Origin of the sequence: Streptomyces sp. NPDC002057 (assembly GCF_040296665.1) — a bacterium.
Lineage (GTDB): Bacteria > Actinomycetota > Actinomycetes > Streptomycetales > Streptomycetaceae > Streptomyces.
The window spans coordinates 19,957-42,255 of the sequence record NZ_JBEOXR010000024.1 but is presented as its reverse complement, the minus strand read 5'-3'; the positions used below and the strand labels follow the sequence as shown (position 1 = coordinate 42,255).

The window sequence follows — 22,299 nt, the reverse complement described above, 5'->3', positions numbered from 1 at the left end:
CGCATGCTACGGGGGGCTCGGGTAGGCGGTCCGGACGTAGAACGTGCCGGAATCCGGGGAGTAGGCGAGAAGCAGCTTCACGCTGTGCACCTGGGTGGGCTGGACGCCGAAGCCATGCGCGTCGAAGTCGGAGCGCAGCACGGAGGTTCCCGTCACGACGTTCGCCCCGTTCGCGTCCTGCACCGTGATGATCTTGAGCTCCGGCGCGGAGGCGGTCCGGAACGTTCCGTTGGCGACCCGCTGCTTCTGCTTCTCCATCCAGTCCTCGATCGTGCGGATGTTGTCGGGGTCGTTCAGCGCGGCTTGGACGGATTTCTGGGCCACCGGCAGATTCGGGAAGGCAGAGGAGTCGACGCCCTGGTCCCGCACCCGTACGTTCAGCTGCTCCGGGGTGAGGCCGACGTGCTTGTCGATCGTGTGGGCGTCATGTCCGGGCCTCATCGTGAAGGGCGGCGGGGGCTGGAAGGGGTTGGTCTCCCACTCCATCGACGCGAGGTCGATGCCGAAGCGGTTGTTCGGGTCACGGGACTGCTCGTTGAGCGGGACGATCGAGCGGTTGAACTCGAAGAGCGAGCGCGCGCCGAACGCCTCGGCCCTCGCCGACTGCGACTGGAAGGTCGGTACCGCTCGCGAGGCCTCCCGCAGCGGTTCGAGCAGCTTCTCCACCACGTTGATCTGGGTCCGCAGCGCGGCCTCGTACGTGTCGACGGCCTTGTTGATCGCGGCCGTGTCGATGTTGAGGAGCACCGCGGCGAGCAGTCCCTTCGACAGCTTCCTGAGGCGGTCGAAGAAGTCCTTGATCGTGCCCTTGATGTCCCCGAGGTCGAGGATGACGACGGCCGCCTTGAACGCCCTGTACAGGATCCCGCGCAACTCGGTGCGGACCTTCTCGGCCGCTTCCGCGTACGAGCGGAGGGCCTGGGCCAGCATCTGGCCGGTGGTGCTGAGGACGGCGAAGACCGGCAGGCTGGTGCCCGCGCCGGTCGGCGGATCGTGCCTCCACTCGTAGCCGACGGTGTTCTTGCCCCAGGCCGTCGATCCCCACAGCGACGACACGAACTGGAGCATGGCCCCGTGCCAGTCCCCGTTGGCGTGGTTCGTGATGGAGTCGACGGTGGCGGTGAGCTGCCCCTGGACGATGCCGAGACCCGTCTGGTACGGGAGCCACGCCTGCGAGAGCTCGTTGACCCGGAGGTAGTGGGGGAGCGGCAGGATCTCCAGCGCCCGGCCGGTGCGCAGGGCTTCCTCGATCACGGTGCGCATCAGGGAGCCGGGGATGTCGCCGTCGTCGAAGATGTCGGCGAACTCGTCGACGGCGTTGCCGTCGCGGACGCCGAACGGCGGCGGAGCCGTGTACGCCGGCGGGGCGAAGAGGACCTGCGGCGACGCCTGCGGTGTGAAGGGCGGGTTGTTCGGGTGGGTGGCGGCGTCGGCCTGACGGTAGTTGTTCGCCGTGGTCGTGAAGCCGACGGCCGCGCCGCCGATGGCGACCACGGCCTTGCCGTGCACCTCGATGAGCAGGGAGGCGACCGCGGCGTACTGGGTGGCGAACTGGGCCGTGACGGTGCCGTTCCCGCCGACGCGGGCGTAGGAGGCGTGGAAGTCGAGGAACTGCACGAGGGCCCTGTGGAACGACTGCTGCTCGACGGCGAGGGCGGCCGACACCTGGTACAGATGGAGCGGCTGGACGTCGATGGTGCCGGGGCCCGTCCAGGGGCTGGTGACCGTGGGCGCGGACGGCGGGGGCAGCTGGGCCGGCGGCCCTGAGGGCGCCCCGGACGGCGGCGTGGGGGACGCGTTCGGGCTGGGCGACGGTGTCGGCTGCGGGCTCGGTGGTCCCGGCGGCTGTGTGGGGGAGGGCAGGTGCGTCGCGCCGGGTGTGGGCGTCGAACCGGGGCTGGGGCCGGTGGTGGGGCTGGGGCTCGGCGACGGTGTGGTGGTCGGGCCGGGCGAGGGTGTGCTCACCGGGCCCACCCGCCCCGCGGACGGCACCGGGTGCACATCACCGAACGTCGCTCCATCAGATCCCCCCGGCTCTGTCGAACTGGTCGCGAAGCTAACAGGCGAACGCGGCGGATCGCTGCGGATGTCGCACAGTTGACCGAAAAGGGCGGGTGTGGGGCCGGGTCCCGCCCAGGGGGCGGGCCCGGCATCCGGTGTCGGTCGCCGCCAGGCCCTAGCGGCCCTGGATGTGGAGGGAGACCAGCGTCAGGTCGCGGAGTTCGTCGGGGGCCCCGGGGTGCATCCCGGAGGCCATCTCGGCCAGGGTGCTGAATCGTCCGGGGTAGACCATGACGGGCAGGTCGCGGCGGGCGAGGCAGCAGAAGACGGCGAACTCCTCAAGGAAGTAGGCACTGGACGTGTCGATCCGCCGCTGACGCTCCACGGCGTCGGCCGTGGGGGAGTGCTTGGCGTGGTAGGCGCGCCCGAACGCCTCCACCGAGTCGCGGAAGGCCTCGTCCTTGGCGAACAGGGTGCGCAGGGCGTGGTGGAACTCCTCGTACTCCGCCGTCTCCTGGACCTCGCCGCACGTGACGACGGTGAGGTCGGTCGTCGCCCGGTGGGCGTCGAGGAGCGGCTGTCGGGCCTGGACGAACCGCCGGCCCAGATCGAGGGCGTGGGGGAGAGCCTGGTCCGGGTGCATGCCACGGGTCGAGGCCAGGGTGAGGCGGTGGATGCTGTCGCCGATCAGCACGGTGCAGCGGCTGAAGCGGCGCGAGACCCAGGTGAGCATGGACTCGAACTTGGCCGGGGTGAAGCTGCTGTTCTCCAGGCTGACGCCGAGGAAGCAGGCCTCGTGGTCGTCGAAGCTGTTCCGTTCGGACGCGGGGGAGACCGATTGGATCGAGGTCTTGTAGCGCGTCCGACGCTTCCCGTCCGGACGGGTGGAGGGGAGGGAAGTGGCAGGGAGGGCAGTGGGGTTGTCCACGGTGGTCTTCCGCCTGAGGGAGTGTTCTGCAACGGGTGGCCCCCCTGTGGGATGACCTCCGTCGCACAAACGTTCCTTCGGTCTTCGGTACGTGCGCGACGCCGGCCCCGGAATCCCCGCCTCCTCACTCGGCCGTCGAAGCCGCGTACCTCTCGTGCTCCTCGGCCGACACGCGTCGGCCGGAGGACGGCAGCAGCTGCGGGATGCCGTCCACGATGGGGTAACTCAGCCGCAGCCGGGGGTTATAGAGCGCGCCCTGGTCGGCGGGCAGTGTGAGCGGCCCCTTGTCGAGGGGGCAGGCCAGGATGCGCAGCAGGATCTTGTCGGCGTTCATGGGGGTCCTCGCTGGTCGATGACGGATGGTGCCGGTCTCGGTGGTGCGCCGCCGGTGCGGCCGTGTCCCCGGCCGGCGGGTCGTGGCGGTCCATGGCGAGCAGCACGGACAGGGCCAGTACCGTTCCCGCCAGGCGGAGGGCGAGCAGCAGCGGATCGTCCGGCAGCCTCTCCCCGAAGGCCAGCGTCCCCGTCACCGCGGTGAACAGGGCCGTCACCGTCGTACAGACGGGCACGATCAGCGACGCCCGGCACCGCTGGAGCGCGGTCTGCGACATCACGAGCCCCGCGCCGGCGGTGAACAGCAGCAGGTACGGGTAGGGCGAGCCGAACAGCGCCCGCGCCACCTCGCCCGCCCCTTCACCCGTGAGTCTGCCCGCCGCCCCCTTGATGGCGAGGGAGCTGACGCCGTACAGCAGCCCCACGGCCACGCCGTACCCGATGCCGTTGGTCGGCACCCGGTGGCGCCGCCGCGCGCGCCGCTCGACCTGCGCGTACAGCCCCACTCCCGCGGCGAGCGTGGGTACGGCCACCAGGACGACCAGGCCCCAGGGCGCCTCCCTTCCCACCTCGTCCCCCTCGCGTACCGACGCCACGACCATCAGCAGCGCGACGAGCACCGCACCGAGCGCGTGACGCTCCCGGCCGGTGGGCCGCTCGCCGAGGATGGTGGACGACAGCAGGAGCAGCAGGACGAGACCGGAGACGAAGATGCCCTGGGCGGCGGCGACCGGCAGCGTCCGGTAGACGACCAGCTGCGCGGTGAAACCGGCGGCGAGCGCCAGCGAACCGGCCATCCACAGGGGACTGGTCAGCAACGTGGCGACCACGCGCAGCGGCCGCCCGGCGGAGAGCGCGGGCAGCGTGCCGAGCGCCCGCTTCTCCAGGACGAAGCCGACGCTGTAGAGGACGTTGGCGATGAGCGCGGCGCCCACCCCCCACCACACGGGCGCTACCTCCGTCGGGCGTGCGCCAGGAGAATGGACGCCGCCGACGGCACGGCGCACGCGGCGCGGTCGATCAGACGCAGTCCGCGCGGCACGCCGTGGAACGGGGCGCCGGAGACGCGTACCTCCTCGAAGCCGGCGGAGTGCAGGAACGAGCGCAGGGCCCTCGCCGTGAACAGCCGCAGATGGCCGACCACTTCGGTCCCCGGGCGCCCGTGGATGCCCCGGAGGCTCACCTCCGAGAACACCGGCTGGACGCCGGCGAGGAGCAGCGCCCGGTTGTACCAGGCGGCGAGGTTGGGGGTGGAGAGCATCAGATGGCCGCCCGGGCGCAGGACGCGGCGCAGTTCGTCCATGGCGCGGTCGGGATCGACGAGGTGCTCGACGACCTCGCTGAACAGCACGGCGTCCGCGCATCCGTCGGCGAACGGCAGCCCGCCGTCGTCCAGTTCACCCCGTACGACGTGGGCGAGGCGCGGCCGGGCGCGGCGCAGGGCGTCCTGCGACCAGTCGACGCCCACGATCCGGTGCCCGGCGAGGATCGGTCCGGCGGTCGCGGCGGCGGTGCCGTCGCCGCAGCCGACGTCCAGGACGAGCGCGCCGGGCTCGCCGAGCGCCTCGGCCAACAGGCGTGCCTGCCGCCGGGTCCGGGCGTCGCCCGACGCCACGGGGACGGCGGGGTTCTCGTAGAAGGTCCGCAGGCCCGAGGGACCATCGGAGCCGGAGCCGGAGCCGGAGCCGGTCCCGGTCCCGGTCCCGGTCCCCGGACCACGGGTGTCCGTTCCGTCCGCACTGCCTTCGCGTCTCACAGCGCCTCCGCGTCCGTCGCCGCGAGGCGCGCGGCGAACATCCGGTTCAGTCGGCGGCCGTCCTCGTCGCCCAGGAGCGTCCGGGACCACCGCAGCACCAGGTGGAGCCGCCCCCCGGTCGACGCCGTCGTGAACGTCAGGCCGCGCGGCAGGGCGGCCGGGGCCGACACCCAGACGGCGGAGGCCCGGCCCGCGTCGCCGAAGTCCAACGGGTAGGGGATCCGGCCGAGGTTGCTGAGCAGCGTGGTGGATGTCCACGGGGCGGCGAGCCGTCGCGCCCCCCTCGTCAGCGCTCGGCGCGCGGCGACCGGGAGCACCGGTGCCGCGAGCATCGCGGCGCCGCGCCCCAGGGGCGGTCGTTCGAGCGCCTTGAGCGCGCGGGTGCGCTCCGCCGTGCTCCGCAGCAGGGTGCCGACGTCCGCGCCGGGTCCGACCTCGGCGGGTGCGAAACCCACCTCGACCAGCCGGGTGCCGTTGCCGATCGGCATGGCGGGGCCGCGGGTGCGGTCGTCGACGGGCATGGTGACGCGCAGGGGACGCTCCCGTGCCCCCTGGCGGCGGTTCCAGTCGGCGATCGTCAGGGCCGTGGCGACCATCAGCTGGTCGTTGACGGTGTACGAGGCGCCGGACGCCCGGCGGGGTACCGGGAGTTCGGTGACGAGCATCGCGTTTCCCGGTGCCGTGCCGGGGGTTCCGGCCGCGACCCGTGCCACCGCCGCCGCCCGGCGGCCCGTCCGCTCGGGCGCCGGCCCCGCGGGCGGACGGAGCGGCGGAGGGACCGGTGCGGCCGGGCGACCGCCGTAGACCTCCGAGGCCGTGGCGATGAGCCGCAGGGCGGCGGGCCCGTCGAGCGCGGTGTGGTGCACCGTCAGCACCAGGACACAGCCTTCGGAACCCGGCTCCTCCACCACTTCGAGCCGCAGGGGCGGTGCGGAGAGCAGCGACGGAGCCTCGGCGAGGGACCGCTGCCGGGCCAGCGCCAGTGCTCCGTGCTCCGGGGGCGGGAAGAGCACCACGTCACCGTGGGCGCGGTCGGTCAGCTCCCACTCGTACCGCCGTGCCAGCGGCCCGTGGTGCCGCTCCCGCATCAGCGCCCTGGGGTGCCGGGCGAGGGCCTGGTGGAACGCCACGCGCAGCCGGTCCGGCCGGACCCGGCCCGGGAGATGGAGCTCGATGTGCACGGTGTTCGGCTCGCGGGCGTCGGCGCAGTGCCGGGCGATCTCGTCGGGGACCGCGAACGGGACCCGTATCGGTGCTCGGCCCCGGGGAGGGCTCGGGACGTCCACCCGGTGCTCCGTGGCCATCAGTACCCCCCCTGCCCGGGCCGGTCGGGCCGGTCGGGGCGGTGCCGCGGCGGTGGGCCGTCGGCCCCGTGGCCCGTCTCCTCGGTCACCCGGGGGCCCGCCGACCCGGCGCGATGGGCGCCGGTCCGGGAGTCGCGCTCGCGCCCCACCGTCACCAGGGCGGCGAACAGGGCCACGAGGGCCAGGAGTTGTGCCGGCGATCCATACGCCCCCCGGCCCAGGGAGGTCGGCTCGCCGCTGCCCGTCAGGGCGGCGATCCCGGCCCCGGTCATCGCCGCGAAGGCGAGGGGGGCGAGGAGGCCCGGGCGCCGCCATGCGAGCACGGCGAGCACGGGCACGAGCGCCGCAAGCGGCCCCGCGACCACGACGCCGACCAGGGTGAGGACCACCGTGCCCAGGAGCAGACCGGGCGCGGGCGCCCCGCCGTTCAGGTCCCCGCCCGGCTCCGCCTCCGCTGCCGCGCGGCGGCGACCGACGAGCGCGAGTCCGGCGAGCACCACCAGAAGCCCTCCGGCGACCGCGAGACCCGTGTCGTACAGGCGGGCGGGCGCGTACACCAGCGTCACCGTGCCGCCCGCGCCGGCGGGGACGAGCCAGGCCTGCTGCCAGCCGTCCACGCGCAGCGGCCGCAGTTCGCGGCCGTCGAGCACGGCCTTCCAGCCCGTGTTGTGGTTCTCGTGGAGCTGGAGGTACGAGGCCTCGCCGGCGCCCACCCGCACGGTGCGGCGGTCGCCGCCGCCGGAGAAGGCCTCCACCGTCCGGGGGGCGGTGGCGGGTGCCCGCGGCTCACCGATCGACAGGTCGACGCGGGTGACCGCGAGCGGTCCGGCGTCACCGGCCTCGACGGTGTGGGTGCCGTCGCCCAGGGAGACCCGGCCGCCGTCGGCGCACAGGGAGACGGCGATCGGGCGTCGCTCCGTCAGGTCGCGCACCCGGCCCTCGGCCCGGGTCTCCAGGAACCGGCCGTCGACCGAGAGGACGGGGCCCTTCCCGCACGGCAGTGTGAACCTCTTCGCGGGGTCGGGCTGCGGCGCCCGGTACTTCTCCAGGGCCGGTACGTGCAGTTCGCTCAGGCCGACCGGCAGCTGCAACCGGGCGTCCGCCACCGGGTTGTGCAGCGTCAGCGGTGCGACGCGGGAGATCGTGACGTCCATCCGGTCGGTGACGACGGGGGTGAACCGCGCGACCCCGTTCTCGTCGACCGAGGCGATCGCGGCGCCGTCGGGCGAGCTGATCCGCACCTGCTCCGGCCGGCTCGCCAGTCCTCCGGCCGGAACGAGCACGATCTCGCCGACGGCGGTCTTCTCCGGCCAGGTCAGCCGGAGCACGGGCCGGTCTCCCGCGACCCACGCCGTGGTGAGGTCGCCGTCCGTGAGGTTGCGGGGGCTCAGGTTCGTGCCGAGCCGCGCGGTCGAGTCGGCGGTCACCACGATCTTGTCCCGTTGCCCGGTGAGGTCGAAGAGCAGGTCGTCGAGTTCCTTGCCGGGTACGGGAAGGGCGGAGGCCCGTACCGTGTGCTCGCCGGGCCGCGCCGCCGTGAACCGGCGGTGCAGCCCCACCTCGGCGGGCGCGGCGGAGAGCCCGCCGGGATCGCCGGCGCGGTTCAGCGTGTACACCACCGCGCCGGTGACCTCGCGGGGCGCGTCGGTCGGCAGCTGGAGCATCCGGGTCACCTGGACGCCGGGTACGGAGACTTCGGCGATTCCGGCGCCGGTCAGACCGGGGCGGCCTTGCTGGGAGGCGAGGACGGTCACCTTCAGCCACGTCGCCTCGCCCTCCGGCGCGGCGACCTGCTGGGTGCTGCCGTCGGAGCGCAACGGGCTGACCCGGCTGCCGAGGTCGGTCTCGACCCGAACCACCGTGGGCGCCGCGCGTACCTCGCCGCCGGCCAGCGGGGTGAGGTCCAGCGTCCCCGGGATCGCGGTGGGGCCGGTGAAGGCGATCCGCAGCCACTCGCCCTTCGGTGAGCCGGGCGAGCCCTCGGCCCAGGCGGTGTCCGGGTTGCCGTCGAAGGCGTTGACGGGGTCGTACTGGGGGAGGTGGAACAGCCAGTTGCCCACCGACGAGGCCGTCACCGACTCCGCGCCGCGCAGGACGGCGGTGGTCTGGTGGCGGACGCCGGAGACGGGCAGGATCTGGCGGGGCCGGGCCCCCGGGTCCTGGACGGCCTGCTCGGGGTTGCGCTCGTCGGCGGTGTACGTGTGGGACGTACCGGAGTTGACCAGGCCGAAGCGGGTGTCGGCGCGGCGCAGTCCGTCGCCGGCCGCGTAGAGCGAGGGCGCCTCGACACCGGGGTGGGCGTCGCCGGCCAGGACGGTCGGCCGGCCGGTCACGGCGCCCGACGCGGAGAGCGGCAGCAGGGACTCGGGTCCGCCGCTGACCACCGCCGTGGCCGCCACCGGGGTCAGGCGGGCCGGACCGGGACGCGGGGTCCCGGACGGAGGCGCGTAGATCTCGACCGCGCGCTGGCGCGGGTAGAGGCCCTCGACCTGCAGGGGCGTGTCGTCGGGGATGCGTCCGTCGGTCAGGAGCGGACCGAAGCCGGTGACCCGTCGGTACCCGGAGGCCTCCAGGGTCCGCTTCACCGTCGCCGTGGGCACGTGGCCGAGCTGGTCCGGGTCGAGGTCGTTGCGGACCACGACGTGGTGGAGCCCGGCCCGGGCGAGATAGGCCGCGAGCCCGGGAACCTCGCCGCCGGACGTCAGGGCCTGCTCGACGGCGTCCAGGGCGCGCCGGTTGCCGGGGGTGCCGAACGGCACGTAGTCGCGCTGCGCCCAGGGGGACCGGGCGAGGACGTCCAGGGGCTGGTCGATCGGCGAGCCCCAGGTGTAGATGCCGTGCGCGGTCGCCGGGACGACCAGGGCGCGGTCCCGGGGCGCGTGCTCGGCCAGCCAGTCGGCGGTCGCCTCCCAGTGCGTGGGCAGCTTCTTGAACGCCCCCGGCTGCAGGATCGTGCCGTTGAGGTACGGCCAGGCGAGGCCGGGCAGGACGAGGGCGGCGGCCACGGCGGTCCCGAGACGACGGGCCCGGGCCGGCAGCGAGCGGGGGAGACCGAGTGCGGTCAGGTGCATGACACCGAGCGCCAGGGCGAGGGCGAGCCCCGTCTGGAACTTGTAGATGTTCCGGAACGGCACCAGCGGTCCGTCCAGCCAGTCCTGCACCGTCGCGTGGAAGGGGGCGCCGAGCGCGCCCCCGTACCCGGCGAGCGTGATCAGCCCGGTGACCGTGACGGTCAGCACCAGCCAGCGCCGCTCCGGCAGGTCCCGCCGGGCGAGGCCGGCGAGACCGAGCGCCGCCGCCAGCACCGACGAGGCCACCACGAGCGCCGACGCGGCGACCGTCCAGCCGGCCGGCAGCCACGCCTCGCCGAAGTGGAGATAGCCCACCCAGTTCCCCGCGCCGCGGAGCGCCTCGGTCGCCGACATCGTCCCCGTCGTGGTCGCGGAGGTCTCCACGTACGGCATGAAGTTCTCCCCGTACGCCCCCAGGAGCAGCAGCGGGACGATCCACCAGGCCGTCGCCAGGACCACGCACGGCGTCCACCAGGCGATCAGCGCCCGCTTGCGGGGCCCGCCGGGGCGGGACAGCAGGTACAGGCCCACCGGTAGCAGGGAGGCGAGCGTGGACGCGGCGTTCACTCCGCCCATCAGGGGGATCAGCAGCGCGGAGCGCGCCGCGGCGAGCCGTGCGCTCGTCTCCGGACGCGTGAGCGGCAGCAGGACCCACGGCAGCATCGCGCCGGGGAGGGCGGCGGCCGAGGTGGAGCCGACGACGATGGTGAACGTCGGCCACAGCGCGTACGCCGCCGCGCCGAGGAGCCGCGAGGCGGGCGAGCCCACGTCGAACCGCTCGGCCAGGCGCAGGGCGCCCCAGAACGCGGTGGTGACGACGATCGACAGCCAGAGCCGTTCGGCCAGCCAGACCGGCAGCCGCACCAGGTCGGCGGCGGCGTGGAACGGCAGCATCGGGATCACGTAACCGATGTACTGGTCGGCGATGCCGCCGAAGCCGGCCCGGTCGTGCCACAACTGACCCAGGTCGTCGAGGAACTTCCACGGGTCGGTGACGACGCCCAGCTTCGTGTCGAACGTCATCCGGCCCGGCGAGACGGCCAGGAAGGCGAGGAGGACCGCCGCCCAGAAGCCGAACAGCGGGCGCCGCGACGACCTCGGCGGCGGCGCCGCGACGGACCCGGGACCGGGCGGGGCCGGCGGGCGGGCATGGACAGTGGTGGTCATGGGCACCGCCGAAGTAGAAGGAGGAGGTTCCACGTCGCGAACTCCCGGAGCACCGGCACCCGGGTGACGGCACCGGGGAGGACGGGCCAGTAGCGCGAGCGCGCGGAGACGATCTCGACGTCGCCCCGGCCCCTGACATGGCGCAGGGTCGGGCCGACACCGATCACGAACAGGTTCTCGCCCAGCCGGTGCTTGGCCGCCCGGCCGGTGCGCCGCTCGTAACGGGTCCGGGCCCGCTCGGCACCCAGGTAGTGCCAGGGCGCCCACTCGTGGCCGCCCCACGGCGAGAGCCAGTTGGTGTACGAGACGTAGATCAGGCCGCCGGGCCGGGTGACCCGTACCAGCTCGCTGAGGAACGTGGCGGGATCACGCACGTGTTCCAGGACGTTGGAGGAGAAGCAGACATCAGCCGCCCCGTCGGCCAGCGGCAGGAGATAGCCGTCCGCGACGACGGCCCCCGCTCCCCGGACGGACGCCAGTTCGGCGAGGTCGGGCTCGAACAGGTACCCGTGGGCGCCCCGGCGACGGAACTCCCGCGTGAAGTAGCCCCGACCGCCACCGACGTCCACGACGACCCGGCCGTCCAGCGGGACATGACGCTCCACCTGGTCGGCGGCGTCCCGGGCCAGGAGCTCGTACGCGGTGTGCGGATCGTCCTGCTCGCGCAGGAAGGCCCGGAAGAGCGCCAGCGAACGACGGAACGACGGATCCCTCACCTGTACGCGCCTTCCGCCGGCTCGCCCCGGCTGTCCGGGCGGGCGCGCTCCACCGCTTCCCGCGCGATGGCGCGGAACCGGCGCACCGTGCTCGTCCACCGGAACGCGGCGGCGTGCCGGGCCGCGGCCCCGCCCATGGCGTCCCGCCCCGCGGTGTCGAGCGCCAGCGTGCACCAGGCCGCGGCGAACGACGACTCGCCGCGGGCCAGGACTCCGGTGACGCCGTCCTGGACGGAGTCGCGCAGCCCCGGCACGTCGAAACCGAGCGTCGGCGTGCCGCGCGCGCCCGCCTCGGTCACGACGAGCCCCCACCCCTCGACGGCGGCGGGGTGCAGCAGGAGCCATGCCTCGCACAGCAGCCGGTGCTTCTCCTCCTCGGACACCTGGCCGGTGAACTCGACCCCGGCGCCCGCGAGTCGTTCGAGCCGGCCGCGCTCCGGTCCGTCGCCGACGATCACGAGCCGGCCGCCAGTCACCGGTCTGACCCGCTCCCACAGGCGCAGCAGAAGATCGATGCGCTTGTAGTCGACGAGTCGGCCGAGCGCGACGAACGTCGGCGTCGCCGAGCGCGGGAGCCGGGGCGCGGGCTCGTCGACACCGTTGTGCACGACGCGGATCTGCTCCGCCGGCACCCCGATCGCGTGGAGCGCGGCCTCGGTCGAGGGCGACACGGCGACCAGCAGGTTGCCCCGGTGGGCCCGGCTGAGGGCCCACTGCTCGAGGAGCCGGCCCGTACGGGCGACGAGCCGGGGGAAGCGCATCGCCCACAGATCGGTGTGGACGTGGTTGACCAGGCACACCGTCGGGCCGTCGTGCCACAGCGGCGACAGATAGGGCATGCCGTTGCACACCTCGACGAGCAGGTCGCACGAACCGACGTGCCGCGTGAACGCGGACCGGGCGCCGACGAAGTGCCCGAGCGGGCTCCCGGCGGAGACGACGCGGTACGGGCGCCGCGCGGCGTCGCCCCCGCACAGCAGGGTGACGTCGTGCCCCAGCCCGGTCAGCCCCGAGGCGAGCTGGTCGACGAGGAGTTCCGAGCCTCCCGCGGCGGGACTGCCCATGCCGCGGTGGGCGAGGAAGGTGATGCGCCGGGGCGGTTCGCACCGGAGGACCCGAGCCTGGACGCGCCCGACCACGGGCTGCTGGAGAGGGGGCGGGACGGGGGTGAGCCGCAGGGGCGGGACGTGCTGGGGCATGCGCGCTCCAACTCGTTCGGGTGGGGACGTTCGACGGGGAGGACTCGGCTGGGGGAGGGACGGGGGAAGGAGGGGGACGAAGTGGGCAGGGGTGACCGGGGTGGGGCCGTGCGTGGTGGGGACCGTCAGTCTTCGGCAGGTGATCCACGCGGGGCTACTCACCGGTATGACAACTTGGCCGCCGCTCAGGCGAAGCTATGCGTCGTCAAGTGAGCGTCAGGTGCGCACAGTCGGGACAATCCGCCCCCGCGCCACCAGAATCCCGCCGATCAGGGTGAGCAACCCGCCGAGCACCCCCGCACCCAGGGGAAGCGTGCTGCCGAGCAGCTCCAGCTTGCCGCCGTCCGCCGCCGCGAGGCGCACCTGCTGTCGCTGCGTGGGCTCGGTGAACGCGAGCTTCTCGCTGGACAGCAGCACCACGGCGTCCTTGTCCGCCTCCGGCGCGCGCAGGGTCTTCCGGGGGCCGATCGCCGCGTAGAGGATGCGCCCGGTGGGCTGGTCCACGACCAGCTCGATCCCGCTGTTGGCGTACCACTCCTCGGCGAGCACCTGCGGCCGCTTCGGGAGGCCCACCAGCTTGCCCGGCACCTGGCGCACCCCGGTCCGGGTGGGCGGAACGCTGCCGGTGAAGCGCACTCCCTCATGCCCCTGCACCGTGCCGGGGCCCACGTAGCGGAGCGGTACGACGGCGCCGAGCGTGCCGTCCCACCAGCGGTAGTCCCGCTTCTCGACGTCGAAGGGGAACTTCAGGTACGCCTCGCCGTCGAAGACGGGCGACTCGCCGCAGCAGTGCGCCGGCTCGTTCGTACGCCGGTCCGTCACCCACCGCTCCAGGGTCCACTGAAGGGAATCGCGGGTGTCGGAGGCGGGCAGCGTGGCGTCGATGTCCACCGATGTGGACACGTCCCAGACGGCGTTGCCGCTCTTCACGCCGTCGGCTACGTCACCGCGGACCTGCCGCGTGACGGTCAGCGGCCGGTCGTGCACCGTCCTGAGCCGAGTGGTGTCGAAGTAGCTTCCGGTGCCCGCGAAGACGGTCGTCGTGTCGACGTCGAGCGGGGTGCGCTTGGCCTCCGGCAGGACATGGGACACCAGCAACGGGGCGAGGACCAGCAGGAAAACCCCTGCTCCCAGCAGGATCAGGGACAATGGTGAAGCGGTACGGCGCATCCGGGACTCCTGTGGTGACAACTCGCACGGAGACGCACGGACCTCAGGACCCGGTCAAGCCCTTGTGACCGACGACGCTAGGCAGCACTTGACGGGATGTCAATGTCCTGTCAACACTGGCGGTCGGCTGTGGGGGCCGGCCGGGATGGGGACGTCTCCAACGAGGAGCTGACCCGACACCATGAGCAGACTGATCGCCGCAACAGGAACCGTCGTGATCGCCGCCGCGCTCGCCGTGGGCGCCGCCTTCGGGATCGTGGCCGTGCTCGACACCGTGCCCGAACAGCCGAACGTGCCACTGGTCACCTATGACACGGCCCCGGCGAGCCGATGACCCGACGCGTCTGGAACGACGTACCCCAACCGAAGGTGGACCGGTTCGCGGCCATCGTGCTGGCCGAGTCGGCCGATCTGGCGGGGGAGATCCTCCGCACGATCCGCCACGACTTCCCGAGGCCCCGCCTCACGGAGGACGAGTCCGGCGAGCCGAAGTCCCTCGCAGGGATCCGGCACGCCATCGAGGGCTTCGTCCAGCAGCTCGTCTCCGGGGAGGCCGACCCGTCCGTACCCGACGAGGTCTTCCAGGAGTTCGGCCGCGTGGAGGGGGTGAAGGGACGCAGCCTCAACTCGCTCCAGGCCGTCTACCGCCTCGGCGTCCGGCTCGCCTGGCGACGGTTCGCCGAGATCGGCCAGCAGGTCGACATCGCCGCACCCGCCATGTACGAACTCGCCGAATCCGGCTTCAAGTACCTGGACGGTCTGGTGGAGCAGTCGGTACGGGGCTACGCCGAGGCGGCGGCCCGACAGGAGGGCGAACGCCTGCGGCTGCAACGGAGGTTGATCGAACGGCTGCTGTCCGGCCACCACCCCGATCCCACCCAGACCCTCGGGGAACGCGCCGCGCGCATCGGCTGGGAGCTGCCGGCCAGCGTCGCCGTGGGCGTGCTGATCCGGCCCGCGCGAGAGGCCGTCGCCCCCGCCCTGGGCCGGGGCGTCCTCCTCGACATGGAGAGCGAACAGCCCCGCGTGGTCATCCCCGACCCCGACACCGCCGGTCGTGCCGACCACGTCCGGCGGGCCACGGCCGGCTGGTCCGGCGCGATCGGGCCGACGGTGCCGCTCGCCGTCGCGGTGGAATCCCTGCGCTGGGCGGAGACCGCCGTCCGGCTGATCGAGACCGGACTCCTGCCCCGCGGCGAGGTGCAGCACTGCACGGACCGCGTCGAGGAACTGCTCCTGCTCCCCTCCCACGAGCTCATCGACGCCGCGGCCGCACGCTGCCTGACCCCTCTCAACAGCGTCGGCCCCAGCCAGGCACGCCGTCTCGCCGACACCCTGCTCGCCTGGATCGAGACCTCCGGCGGGGCCCCGGAGGTCGCCCACCGCCTCGGCATCCACCCCCAGACCGCCCGCTACCGGCTGCGGCAGATCCGTGAACTGTGGGGCGACACGCTCGACGACCCCGACCGCCGGTTCGAGATGCTCCTGGTCCTCCGCTCCCAACGCCTGCGCGCCGAACCGCCCGCCGGCCCCGAACCGGGATAGACGAGCCGACCTCCGCGTACCGGGGGACGGGCTCGGTGTGCGGCGGGCCGCCTCCCCGCCGAGAAGGCGCTGATCAGCGGAAGGGACCGTCCTCCGCGAAGGCGTGGGCGGCGAAGCGCTTGCCCATCCGGCGGTACGCGGCGGCCGTGGGGTGAACGCCGTCGGCGAGATCGTCCACCTCGTCGGGGCCGAGCAGGTCGCGGCCGTCGAGATGGTGGAGGTGGGGATCGCGTGCCTGCCGTACCGACACGATCTTCTCCAGCTCGGCGCGGACCACCGCCAGCGACAACGCCCCGGCGGGCACCTGCGCCGGGTCGCCCAGGGCGATGATCCTCCCGTCCGGGCCCACCGTGGTCGGGCCGGGAGTCTCCTCGAGCGCCGGACAGCTGACGGGAGACATCAGCAGCAGCGGGGTGTCCGGGTGTCCGTCCCGGATCGTGTCCAGGAATCCGTGCACCGCCGGGCCGAACGACCGCAGCCGGAAGGCGGCGAGACCGACGATGTTGATGCCCACCTTGAGACTGATCAGGTCGGCGGGCATGTCGCGGATCGTCCGGGCCACATAGGGGTCGAGCAGCGCGTTGCCCGCCTGGCTGAGGTTGATCACCTCCACCCCTCCGAGCGCCGCGGCCACCACCGGCCACGTGCCGGTCGGGCCGTCGGCCTCGATGCAGTGGCTGATGGAACTGCCGTGGTGCACCCAGCGGCGCCGCCCGTCCGGCAGCGGCGGCAGCACGTCGCCGTCGGCGCGCAGGGCCACCAGCTCCGTGGGGGTCTGCGGCGGCAGCCACAGCTCGACGGTCTTCATGCCGACCGGCAACCCCGCGAACCGCACGACCCCCGGCTCACCCGGCACCAGACGCTGCTCGGCCCCGGGACCCGCCATCCGCAGCACGTTGCCCAACGGAGCCCGGCGACGCCCCGCGAGGGCGCCGTCCACCAGCAGCTCCAGCATCCCGGTCGGGCGGGGGTGGGGATCGCCGTCGAGCTGCCCCGTGAACGTGAGCACCTCGAACTCCAGCTCACGGGCGTCGGTGCGGAACACCAGCCGCACGCCCGAAGGCATCACGGTCACCCCGTCCACCGACGGATTCTGGTACTGCTCCCTCGTCCACGCGGGCAACCGGCGCGGCATCACACCGTTCGCCGTGACCTCCGCGTCCAGCGCGCCGCGCAACTCCACCGGCCCGCCCGTCAGCGGAACCTCCCGCATCGCCACCGCCACCGCTCCTTCCGAGACCACCCCGTGGTCGGGGATCGCGCACCCGCCTCCGCGTACCCCCACCGACCCCTGACACGCGTCCTTCGTACCACTCTTCGCCGACACGAACCCGGTGATCGGGAAAGGGCGCCGCGTGCGGAGCGTGAGGCCCGGTCCGCGAAAGCCTGTTGAGACGGTGCCGCACGTCGGAGAGGGTGAGGAGCATGGAGTTCTTCTGCTACCACCGCGACCGTCCCGACTCCCTCACCCTGCGCGGCGCGCTGCTGCACGAGCACTGGTCGTACATGGACCGGTACGCGAAGGAACTGATCGCCCGCGGTCCGGTCTTCGCCGCCGACGGCGAGACCCCCATCGGCAGCGTGCACATCGTCGACCTGCCGGACCCCGCCGCCGCCCGCGCGTTCGCCTTCGACGAGCCCAACTACCAGGCCGGCGCGTACCGCGACGTGCTGCTGCGCCGATGGCGCAACCTGCTGGGACGCACCATGTGGGAGTTCCCGGGCGGCCCGGCCGGCGACGACCGGTACCTGGTACTCGGCCTCGGCGGGGCCCGCCCCGTGGACCTGGTCCCGCCGCCCGGCCGGGACGGACTGATCGCGTTCGGACCCCTGCTCTCCGACGACGGCGCCACCTGGCTGGGCACGGCGGCGCTGCTCAGCGCTCCGGACCCGGAAGCGGCACGCGCCGTCCTCACCCCGGACGGGTACGCGGCCATCGAGGTGCACGGGTGGGAGTTCGGCGGGCGGCGATAGGGAGGAAGACGACCATCACGCCGCCGACGCCTGCCCGTTGACGTCAGCGTGCCGCGGACCCCGACGGCCGCGACACGCTGACTCGCATCGCCCCTCCCGAATGTGGGCAACACGGCGATCACCGCGCGCGTCCCGACTACCCTCAGCTGCCGGAAGCCACTTCGGGAGCGGGCGATGGACAACGAGATTCAGCTGATCAGCGACGGCGAGGGACTGGCGGTCATCGGGAACGTGGCGGACGTCGACCGCTTCCTCGTCTCGGAAGGACTGTCCTCGAAGGACCTCGGACTGCAACGGTTCACGTCCGTCGTCGGTACCGGGGCCGCGTTCGCGCAGACGGGAGTGGAGATCGCCGCAGAATCCGGTCGCTGGGTGAAGCTCACGGGGGAGTCGGCGCGACTCGTCAAGAAGTACGGGCTGAGGGAGAGTTCCAGGACGGGTCTCAGCACAGGTGTGGTGAAGGGGAACAAGGGCCAGATCAAGGGATTCGTCGAATTCGCGAAGGGGCCCCGGTCGCTGCTGAGCAACCCTGCGGCGCTCGCCGGCGCGGCCGGGATCATGGCGCAGATCGCGATGCAGCAGACCATGGACGAGATCACCGACTACCTCGCCATGATCAACGAGAAGGTCGACGACGTGCTCCGCGCCCAGAAGGACGCCGTGCTGGCCCGCATGATCGGAGTCGGCTTCGTCATCGAGGAGGCCATGATCCTCCGGGAGAAGAGGGGCAGGGTCGACGAGGTCACGTGGTCGAAGGTGCACTCCGCGCCGGCGACGATCGCGGAGACCCAGGCGTACGCTCTGCGTCAACTCGACGCGCTCGCGGAGAAGATGGAGCGCAAGGCCAAGATCGGTGACCTCGCCGCGGCGGCCAGGGAAGCCGAGTCCGCCGTCCGGGAGTGGCTCGCTGTTCTGGCCCGCTGCTTCCAACTGCAGGACGCGATAGCCGTACTCGAACTCGACCGGGTGCTGGACGCGTCCCCGGAGGAGCTGAACGGGCACCGCCTCGGTCTGAAGGCCGCCCGGCAGCAGCGGCTGGACCACATCGCGCGGAGCACCGAGCGCCTGGTGGCCAGGATGAACGCGGCGGCCGACACGGCCAACGCGAAGGTGTTGCTGCACCCGACCAAGTCCCCCGCCGTGGTCCAGTCGAGCAACCATGTGGCGACCGGCGTCCATGACTTCCACGGACGGCTCGGCATCGAGTCCGGTCGCCAGTCGTCGGAGGCGAGACGATGGGTGGCAGCCGCCGTCGAGGCGAGGGACAAGGCGCTCGAGACAGGAGCGAAGGGCGTCGGTGCCGCCAGGAGCTTCGGCAACGAGACCCTCGACCGGGCCGGCTCGGTGAAGGGCAGACTCTCCAGCGGGATCGCCGAGCGAACGCGCCGCCGACGCGGGGACGGGGCGGTACCCGAAGGAGAGCCGCGTGACGAGGAGGTGCGCGACGAGGAGGTGCGCGACCGGACGGGGCGCCGCGAAGAGGGCTGAGGCGGCGCCGACCCTCGGCCCCGCTCCCGCTCCGCGACACACGGCTCCGTGAGAGCCGCTCCGTGCCATGGTCGACGACACGGCCGAGGACGACCCCTCAAGAAGGAGAGGCCGACCTGAGGACCGGCGCGCGTCCGCCCTCCGGCCGGGAAGCCTGGCTTCGGCACCCCGGCCGTCACGAGTCCGCCCACCGGCCGGGACGCCTGGCCCAGGCGTCCCGGCCGTCCGGCATCCCGGCCGGTCAGCCGGTCACCCGAGCTCGACCAGAAGGTCCCCGCCCTCCACCTGCTGGATCCTGGTGATGGCCAGACGGGAGACGCGTCCGCTCCGTGGGGCGGTGATGGAGGCTTCCATCTTCATCGCCTCGATCGTGGCCACCGTCGCGCCCGCCTCCACCTCGTCGCCCTCGGCGACGGCCAGCGTGACCACGCCGGCGAACGGCGCGGCGACATGGCCGGGGTCGGACCTGTCGGCCTTCTCGGTCACCGGGAGGTCGGCGGCCGCCGTGTTGTCGCGCACCTGGATCGGCCGCAGTTGGCCGTTCAGAGTCGACAGGACGGTGCGCATACCGCGCTCGTCGGCCTCGCCGATGGCCTCCAGTTCGATCAGCAGCCGTACACCGGGCCCGAAGTCGACGGTGTACTCCTTCCCGGGGCGCAGCCCGTAGAAGAAGTCCTTGCTGTCGAGCACGCTGGTGTCGCCGTACGCCTGGCGGTGTGTCTCGTACGCCTTCGTCGGGCCGGGGAAGAGGAGGCGGTTCAGCGTCGCGCGCCGGTCCTCGGCCAGCCCGGTGCGGTCCTCCGCGGTCAGGTCCCGCATCGGCTTGGGGCCGGCGCGGCCTTCGAGGGCCTTGCTGCGGAACGGCTCGGGCCAGCCTCCGGGCGGCGTGCCCAGCTCGCCGTGGAGGAAGCCGATGACCGAGTCGGGGATGTCGAAGCGGTTCGGCGCCGCCTCGAAGTCCTCGGGCGCGACGCCGGCGCCCACGAGATGCAGCGCGAGGTCGCCCACCACCTTCGACGACGGTGTGACCTTCACCAGCCGGCCCAGCATCCGGTCCGCGGCGGCGTACGTCGACTCGACGTCCTCGAAGCGGTCGCCGAGGCCGAGTGCGACGGCCTGGGTGCGCAGGTTGGAGAGCTGTCCGCCGGGGATCTCGTGGTGGTACACGCGCCCGGTCGGCGAGTCGAGGCCCGCCTCGAAGGGGGCGTACACCTTGCGGACGCTCTCCCAGTACGGCTCCAGGTCGCCGACCGCCTGGAGGTCGAGCCCGGTGGGCCGGTCGGAGTGGTCGGTCGCGGCGACGATCGCCGAGAGCGACGGCTGGGAGGTCGTGCCGGCCATGGAGGCCACCGCGCCGTCCACCGCGTCCGCCCCGGCCTGGATCGCCGCGAGATAGGTGGCGAGCTGGCCGCCCGCGGTGTCATGGGTGTGGAGGTGCACGGGGAGGTCGAACTCCCGGCGCAGCGCGGACACCAGCGTCGCCGCGGCGGGGGCCCGAAGGAGGCCCGCCATGTCCTTGACCGCCAGGACGTGCGCCCCGGCGGCGACGATCCTCTCGGCCAGCCGCAGGTAGTAGTCCAGCGTGTACAGCTTCTCCGCCGGGTCGGAGAGGTCCGCGGTGTAGCAGAGCGCGACCTCGGCCACCGCCGTCCCGGTCTCCCGTACGGCGTCGATGGCGGGGCGCATCTGGTCGACGTCGTTGAGCGAGTCGAAGATGCGGAAGATGTCGATGCCGGTGGCGGCGGCCTCCTGCACGAAGGCGTCGGTCACCTCGGTCGGGTACGGGGTGTACCCGACGGTGTTGCGGCCCCGCAGCAGCATCTGCAGGGCGATGTTCGGCACGGCCTCGCGCAGGGCGGCGAGCCGCTCCCAGGGGTCCTCCGCGAGGAAGCGCAGCGCGACGTCGTAGGTGGCGCCGCCCCAGCACTCCAGGGACAGCAGCTGCGGGAGGTGGTGTGCCACCGCGGGGGCGACGGCCAGCAGGTCCTTGGTCCTGACCCGGGTGGCGAGGAGCGACTGGTGGGCGTCGCGGAAGGTGGTGTCCGTGACACCGATGGTCGGCGAGGCGCGCAGGCTCCGCGCGAAGCCCTCCGGCCCGAGCGCGAGCAGCCTCTGCCGCGAGCCGGCGGCCGGCGCGCCGGCGGGCACCGCGGGCAGCTTCGTGGCCGGGGCGATCAGCTCGGGCCGCGGGCCGTGCGGCTTGTTCACGGTGACGTCGGCGAGGTAGGTGAGCAGCTTGGTGCCGCGGTCGGCGGAGTGGCGCGCGGTCAGCAGGTGCGGCCGCTCCTCGATGAAGGCCGTCGTGACGCGTCCCGCCCGGAAGTCCGGGTCGTCGAGCACGGCCTGAAGGAAGGGGATGTTCGTGGAGACGCCCCGGATGCGGAACTCGGCCACCGCGCGCCGGGCCCGGCTGACCGCGGTGTCGAAGTCCCGGCCCCGGCAGGTCAGCTTGACCAGCATCGAGTCGAAGTGGGCGCTGACCTCCGTACCCGCGTGGGTGGTGCCGCCGTCGAGCCGGATGCCGGAGCCTCCCGGGGAGCGGTACGCGCTGATCATGCCGGTGTCCGGGCGGAAGCCGTTGGCCGGGTCCTCGGTGGTGATCCGGCACTGCAGGGCGGCACCGCGCAGGACGACGGACTCCTGGGCCAGGCCGAGGTCGGCGAGGGTCTCGCCGGCGGCGATGCGCAGCTGCGACTGCACGAGATCGATGTCGGTGACCTCCTCGGTCACCGTGTGCTCGACCTGGATGCGCGGGTTCATCTCGATGAAGACGTGATTGCCCGCGCGGTCGAGGAGGAACTCCACGGTGCCCGCGTTGCGGTAGCCGATCCGGCGGGCGAACTTGACGGCGTCGTCGCAGATGCGCTGCCGCAGCTCCGGGTCGAGGTTCGGGGCGGGGGCGAGTTCGATCACCTTCTGGTGGCGTCGCTGCACCGAGCAGTCGCGCTCGAACAGGTGGATGACGTTGCCCTCGCCGTCGGCGAGGATCTGCACCTCGATGTGGCGCGGGTCGACGACGGCCTTCTCCAGGAAGACGGTCGCGTCGCCGAAGGCGGACTCGGCCTCGCGGGCCGCCGCCTCGATCGACTCGCGCAGCGTCGCCGGGTCCTCGACCCGCCGCATGCCGCGGCCGCCACCACCGGCGACGGCCTTGACGAACACCGGGAATCCGATGCCCTCGGCGGCCGCCACCAGCTCGTCCACGTCGGTGGAGGGCGCCGAGGAACCGAGGACCGGGACGCCCGCCTCCCGGGCCGCTGCCACGGCGCTCGCCTTGTTCCCGGTCAGCTCCAGGGTCTGGACGCCCGGGCCCACGAAGGTGATGCCCGCCGCCTCGCAGGCGCGCGCGAGTTCCGGGTTCTCGGAGAGGAATCCGTACCCGGGATAGACGGCGTCGGCGCCGGCCAGGCGGGCAGCCCGGATGATCTCCTCCACGGAGAGGTAGGCCCGTACGGGATGTCCGGGCTCTCCGATCTCGTACGCCTCGTCGGCCTTCAGCCGGTGCAGAGAATTGCGGTCCTCGTGGGGGAAGACGGCTACCGTGCGGGCCCCCAGTTCGTAGCCGGCGCGAAACGCGCGAATCGCGATCTCCCCGCGATTGGCCACCAGTACCTTGCGGAACATCATGATCCCTTCACCCTGCCGGT

The 22,299-nt window shown here is 73.1% G+C and carries 16 protein-coding genes; 4 read left to right on the top strand and 12 right to left on the bottom strand.

Going from position 1 to position 22,299, the window contains the following annotated elements; all coding sequences use genetic code 11:
• Positions 1-6: 6 nt before the first annotated feature.
• The 10 genes from ABT129_RS19845 to pgfA form a co-directional block, all read right to left on the bottom strand.
• Positions 7-1,965: an RNase A-like domain-containing protein gene (locus ABT129_RS19845; protein WP_351902825.1), complete on the bottom strand. Its 1,959-nt coding sequence runs from the start codon at positions 1,963-1,965 to the stop codon at positions 7-9.
• Between the two features lie 211 nt (positions 1,966-2,176).
• Positions 2,177-2,929, bottom strand: a complete 753-nt coding sequence (locus ABT129_RS19840) for a tRNA-dependent cyclodipeptide synthase (RefSeq protein ID WP_351902822.1) — start codon at positions 2,927-2,929, stop codon at positions 2,177-2,179.
• A 124-nt stretch (positions 2,930-3,053) separates the two neighbouring features.
• The gene (locus tag ABT129_RS19835; RefSeq protein ID WP_351902819.1) at positions 3,054-3,263 is read right to left on the bottom strand and encodes a Trm112 family protein; all 210 of its coding nucleotides are present in this window, start codon (positions 3,261-3,263) and stop codon (positions 3,054-3,056) included.
• Positions 3,172-4,209: a hypothetical protein gene (locus ABT129_RS19830; RefSeq protein WP_351902816.1), complete on the bottom strand. Its 1,038-nt coding sequence runs from the start codon at positions 4,207-4,209 to the stop codon at positions 3,172-3,174. Before ABT129_RS19830 ends, ABT129_RS19835 begins: the two co-directional genes overlap by 92 nt.
• A gap of 5 nt (positions 4,210-4,214) precedes the next feature.
• Positions 4,215-4,910, bottom strand: a complete 696-nt coding sequence (locus tag ABT129_RS19825) for a class I SAM-dependent methyltransferase (RefSeq protein ID WP_351902994.1) — start codon at positions 4,908-4,910, stop codon at positions 4,215-4,217.
• Between the two features lie 104 nt (positions 4,911-5,014).
• A complete protein-coding gene (locus tag ABT129_RS19820; protein ID WP_351902813.1) occupies positions 5,015-6,322 on the bottom strand; it encodes a condensation protein in 1,308 nt (435 codons plus the stop codon).
• A complete protein-coding gene (locus ABT129_RS19815; RefSeq protein ID WP_351902810.1) occupies positions 6,322-10,560 on the bottom strand; it encodes an alpha-(1->3)-arabinofuranosyltransferase domain-containing protein in 4,239 nt (1,412 codons plus the stop codon). Before ABT129_RS19815 ends, ABT129_RS19820 begins: the two co-directional genes overlap by 1 nt.
• Complete coding sequence (locus ABT129_RS19810) at positions 10,557-11,276, bottom strand: class I SAM-dependent methyltransferase (RefSeq protein ID WP_351902807.1); 720 nt, start codon at positions 11,274-11,276, stop codon at positions 10,557-10,559. The genes ABT129_RS19815 and ABT129_RS19810 overlap by 4 nt, the downstream gene beginning before the upstream one ends.
• Positions 11,273-12,475: a glycosyltransferase family 4 protein gene (locus tag ABT129_RS19805; protein ID WP_351902804.1), complete on the bottom strand. Its 1,203-nt coding sequence runs from the start codon at positions 12,473-12,475 to the stop codon at positions 11,273-11,275. The genes ABT129_RS19810 and ABT129_RS19805 overlap by 4 nt, the downstream gene beginning before the upstream one ends.
• Before the next feature lie 216 nt (positions 12,476-12,691).
• Positions 12,692-13,645, bottom strand: a complete 954-nt coding sequence (pgfA, locus tag ABT129_RS19800; protein ID WP_351902801.1) for a cell envelope lipid trafficking protein PgfA — start codon at positions 13,643-13,645, stop codon at positions 12,692-12,694.
• A gap of 181 nt (positions 13,646-13,826) precedes the next feature.
• On the opposite strand from pgfA, the gene ABT129_RS19795 reads away from it, so the two are divergent.
• Both ABT129_RS19795 and ABT129_RS19790 read left to right on the top strand, forming a co-directional pair.
• On the top strand, positions 13,827-13,979 hold the full coding sequence (locus tag ABT129_RS19795) for a hypothetical protein (protein ID WP_351902798.1): 153 nt from the start codon (positions 13,827-13,829) through the stop codon (positions 13,977-13,979).
• The gene (locus ABT129_RS19790) at positions 13,976-15,190 is read left to right on the top strand and encodes a PucR family transcriptional regulator (RefSeq protein WP_351902795.1); all 1,215 of its coding nucleotides are present in this window, start codon (positions 13,976-13,978) and stop codon (positions 15,188-15,190) included. Before ABT129_RS19795 ends, ABT129_RS19790 begins: the two co-directional genes overlap by 4 nt.
• A 73-nt stretch (positions 15,191-15,263) precedes the next feature.
• On the opposite strand, the gene ABT129_RS19785 is transcribed toward ABT129_RS19790, so the two are convergent.
• Positions 15,264-16,403, bottom strand: a complete 1,140-nt coding sequence (locus tag ABT129_RS19785) for an SGNH/GDSL hydrolase family protein (protein WP_351902991.1) — start codon at positions 16,401-16,403, stop codon at positions 15,264-15,266.
• A gap of 212 nt (positions 16,404-16,615) precedes the next feature.
• Here ABT129_RS19785 and ABT129_RS19780 point away from each other — a divergent pair, with 212 nt between their 5' ends.
• Positions 16,616-17,164, top strand: coding sequence for a YciI family protein (locus ABT129_RS19780; protein ID WP_351902792.1), 549 nt, complete (start codon positions 16,616-16,618; stop codon positions 17,162-17,164).
• Between the two features lie 174 nt (positions 17,165-17,338).
• Complete coding sequence (locus ABT129_RS19775; protein WP_351902789.1) at positions 17,339-18,652, top strand: hypothetical protein; 1,314 nt, start codon at positions 17,339-17,341, stop codon at positions 18,650-18,652.
• 249 nt (positions 18,653-18,901) lie between these two features.
• On the opposite strand, the gene ABT129_RS19770 is transcribed toward ABT129_RS19775, so the two are convergent.
• Complete coding sequence (locus tag ABT129_RS19770; protein WP_351902988.1) at positions 18,902-22,276, bottom strand: pyruvate carboxylase; 3,375 nt, start codon at positions 22,274-22,276, stop codon at positions 18,902-18,904.
• Positions 22,277-22,299: the final 23 nt, after the last annotated feature.

Excerpts from the sequence above, each read along its gene's own strand:
- ABT129_RS19780 (WP_351902792.1), top strand. The coding sequence starts at position 16,616 with ATGGAGTTCTTCTGCTACCACCGCGACCGTCCCGACTCCCTCACCCTG.
- ABT129_RS19815 (WP_351902810.1), bottom strand. The coding sequence starts at position 10,560 with ATGACCACCACTGTCCATGCCCGCCCGCCGGCCCCGCCCGGTCCCGGG.
- ABT129_RS19775 (WP_351902789.1), top strand. The coding sequence starts at position 17,339 with ATGGACAACGAGATTCAGCTGATCAGCGACGGCGAGGGACTGGCGGTC.
- ABT129_RS19820 (WP_351902813.1), bottom strand. The coding sequence starts at position 6,322 with ATGGCCACGGAGCACCGGGTGGACGTCCCGAGCCCTCCCCGGGGCCGA.
- ABT129_RS19785 (WP_351902991.1), bottom strand. The coding sequence starts at position 16,403 with ATGCGGGAGGTTCCGCTGACGGGCGGGCCGGTGGAGTTGCGCGGCGCG.
- ABT129_RS19805 (WP_351902804.1), bottom strand. The coding sequence starts at position 12,475 with ATGCCCCAGCACGTCCCGCCCCTGCGGCTCACCCCCGTCCCGCCCCCT.
- pgfA (WP_351902801.1), bottom strand. The coding sequence starts at position 13,645 with ATGCGCCGTACCGCTTCACCATTGTCCCTGATCCTGCTGGGAGCAGGG.
- ABT129_RS19790 (WP_351902795.1), top strand. The coding sequence starts at position 13,976 with ATGACCCGACGCGTCTGGAACGACGTACCCCAACCGAAGGTGGACCGG.
- ABT129_RS19795 (WP_351902798.1), top strand. The coding sequence starts at position 13,827 with ATGAGCAGACTGATCGCCGCAACAGGAACCGTCGTGATCGCCGCCGCG.
- ABT129_RS19770 (WP_351902988.1), bottom strand. The coding sequence starts at position 22,276 with ATGTTCCGCAAGGTACTGGTGGCCAATCGCGGGGAGATCGCGATTCGC.
- ABT129_RS19835 (WP_351902819.1), bottom strand. The coding sequence starts at position 3,263 with ATGAACGCCGACAAGATCCTGCTGCGCATCCTGGCCTGCCCCCTCGAC.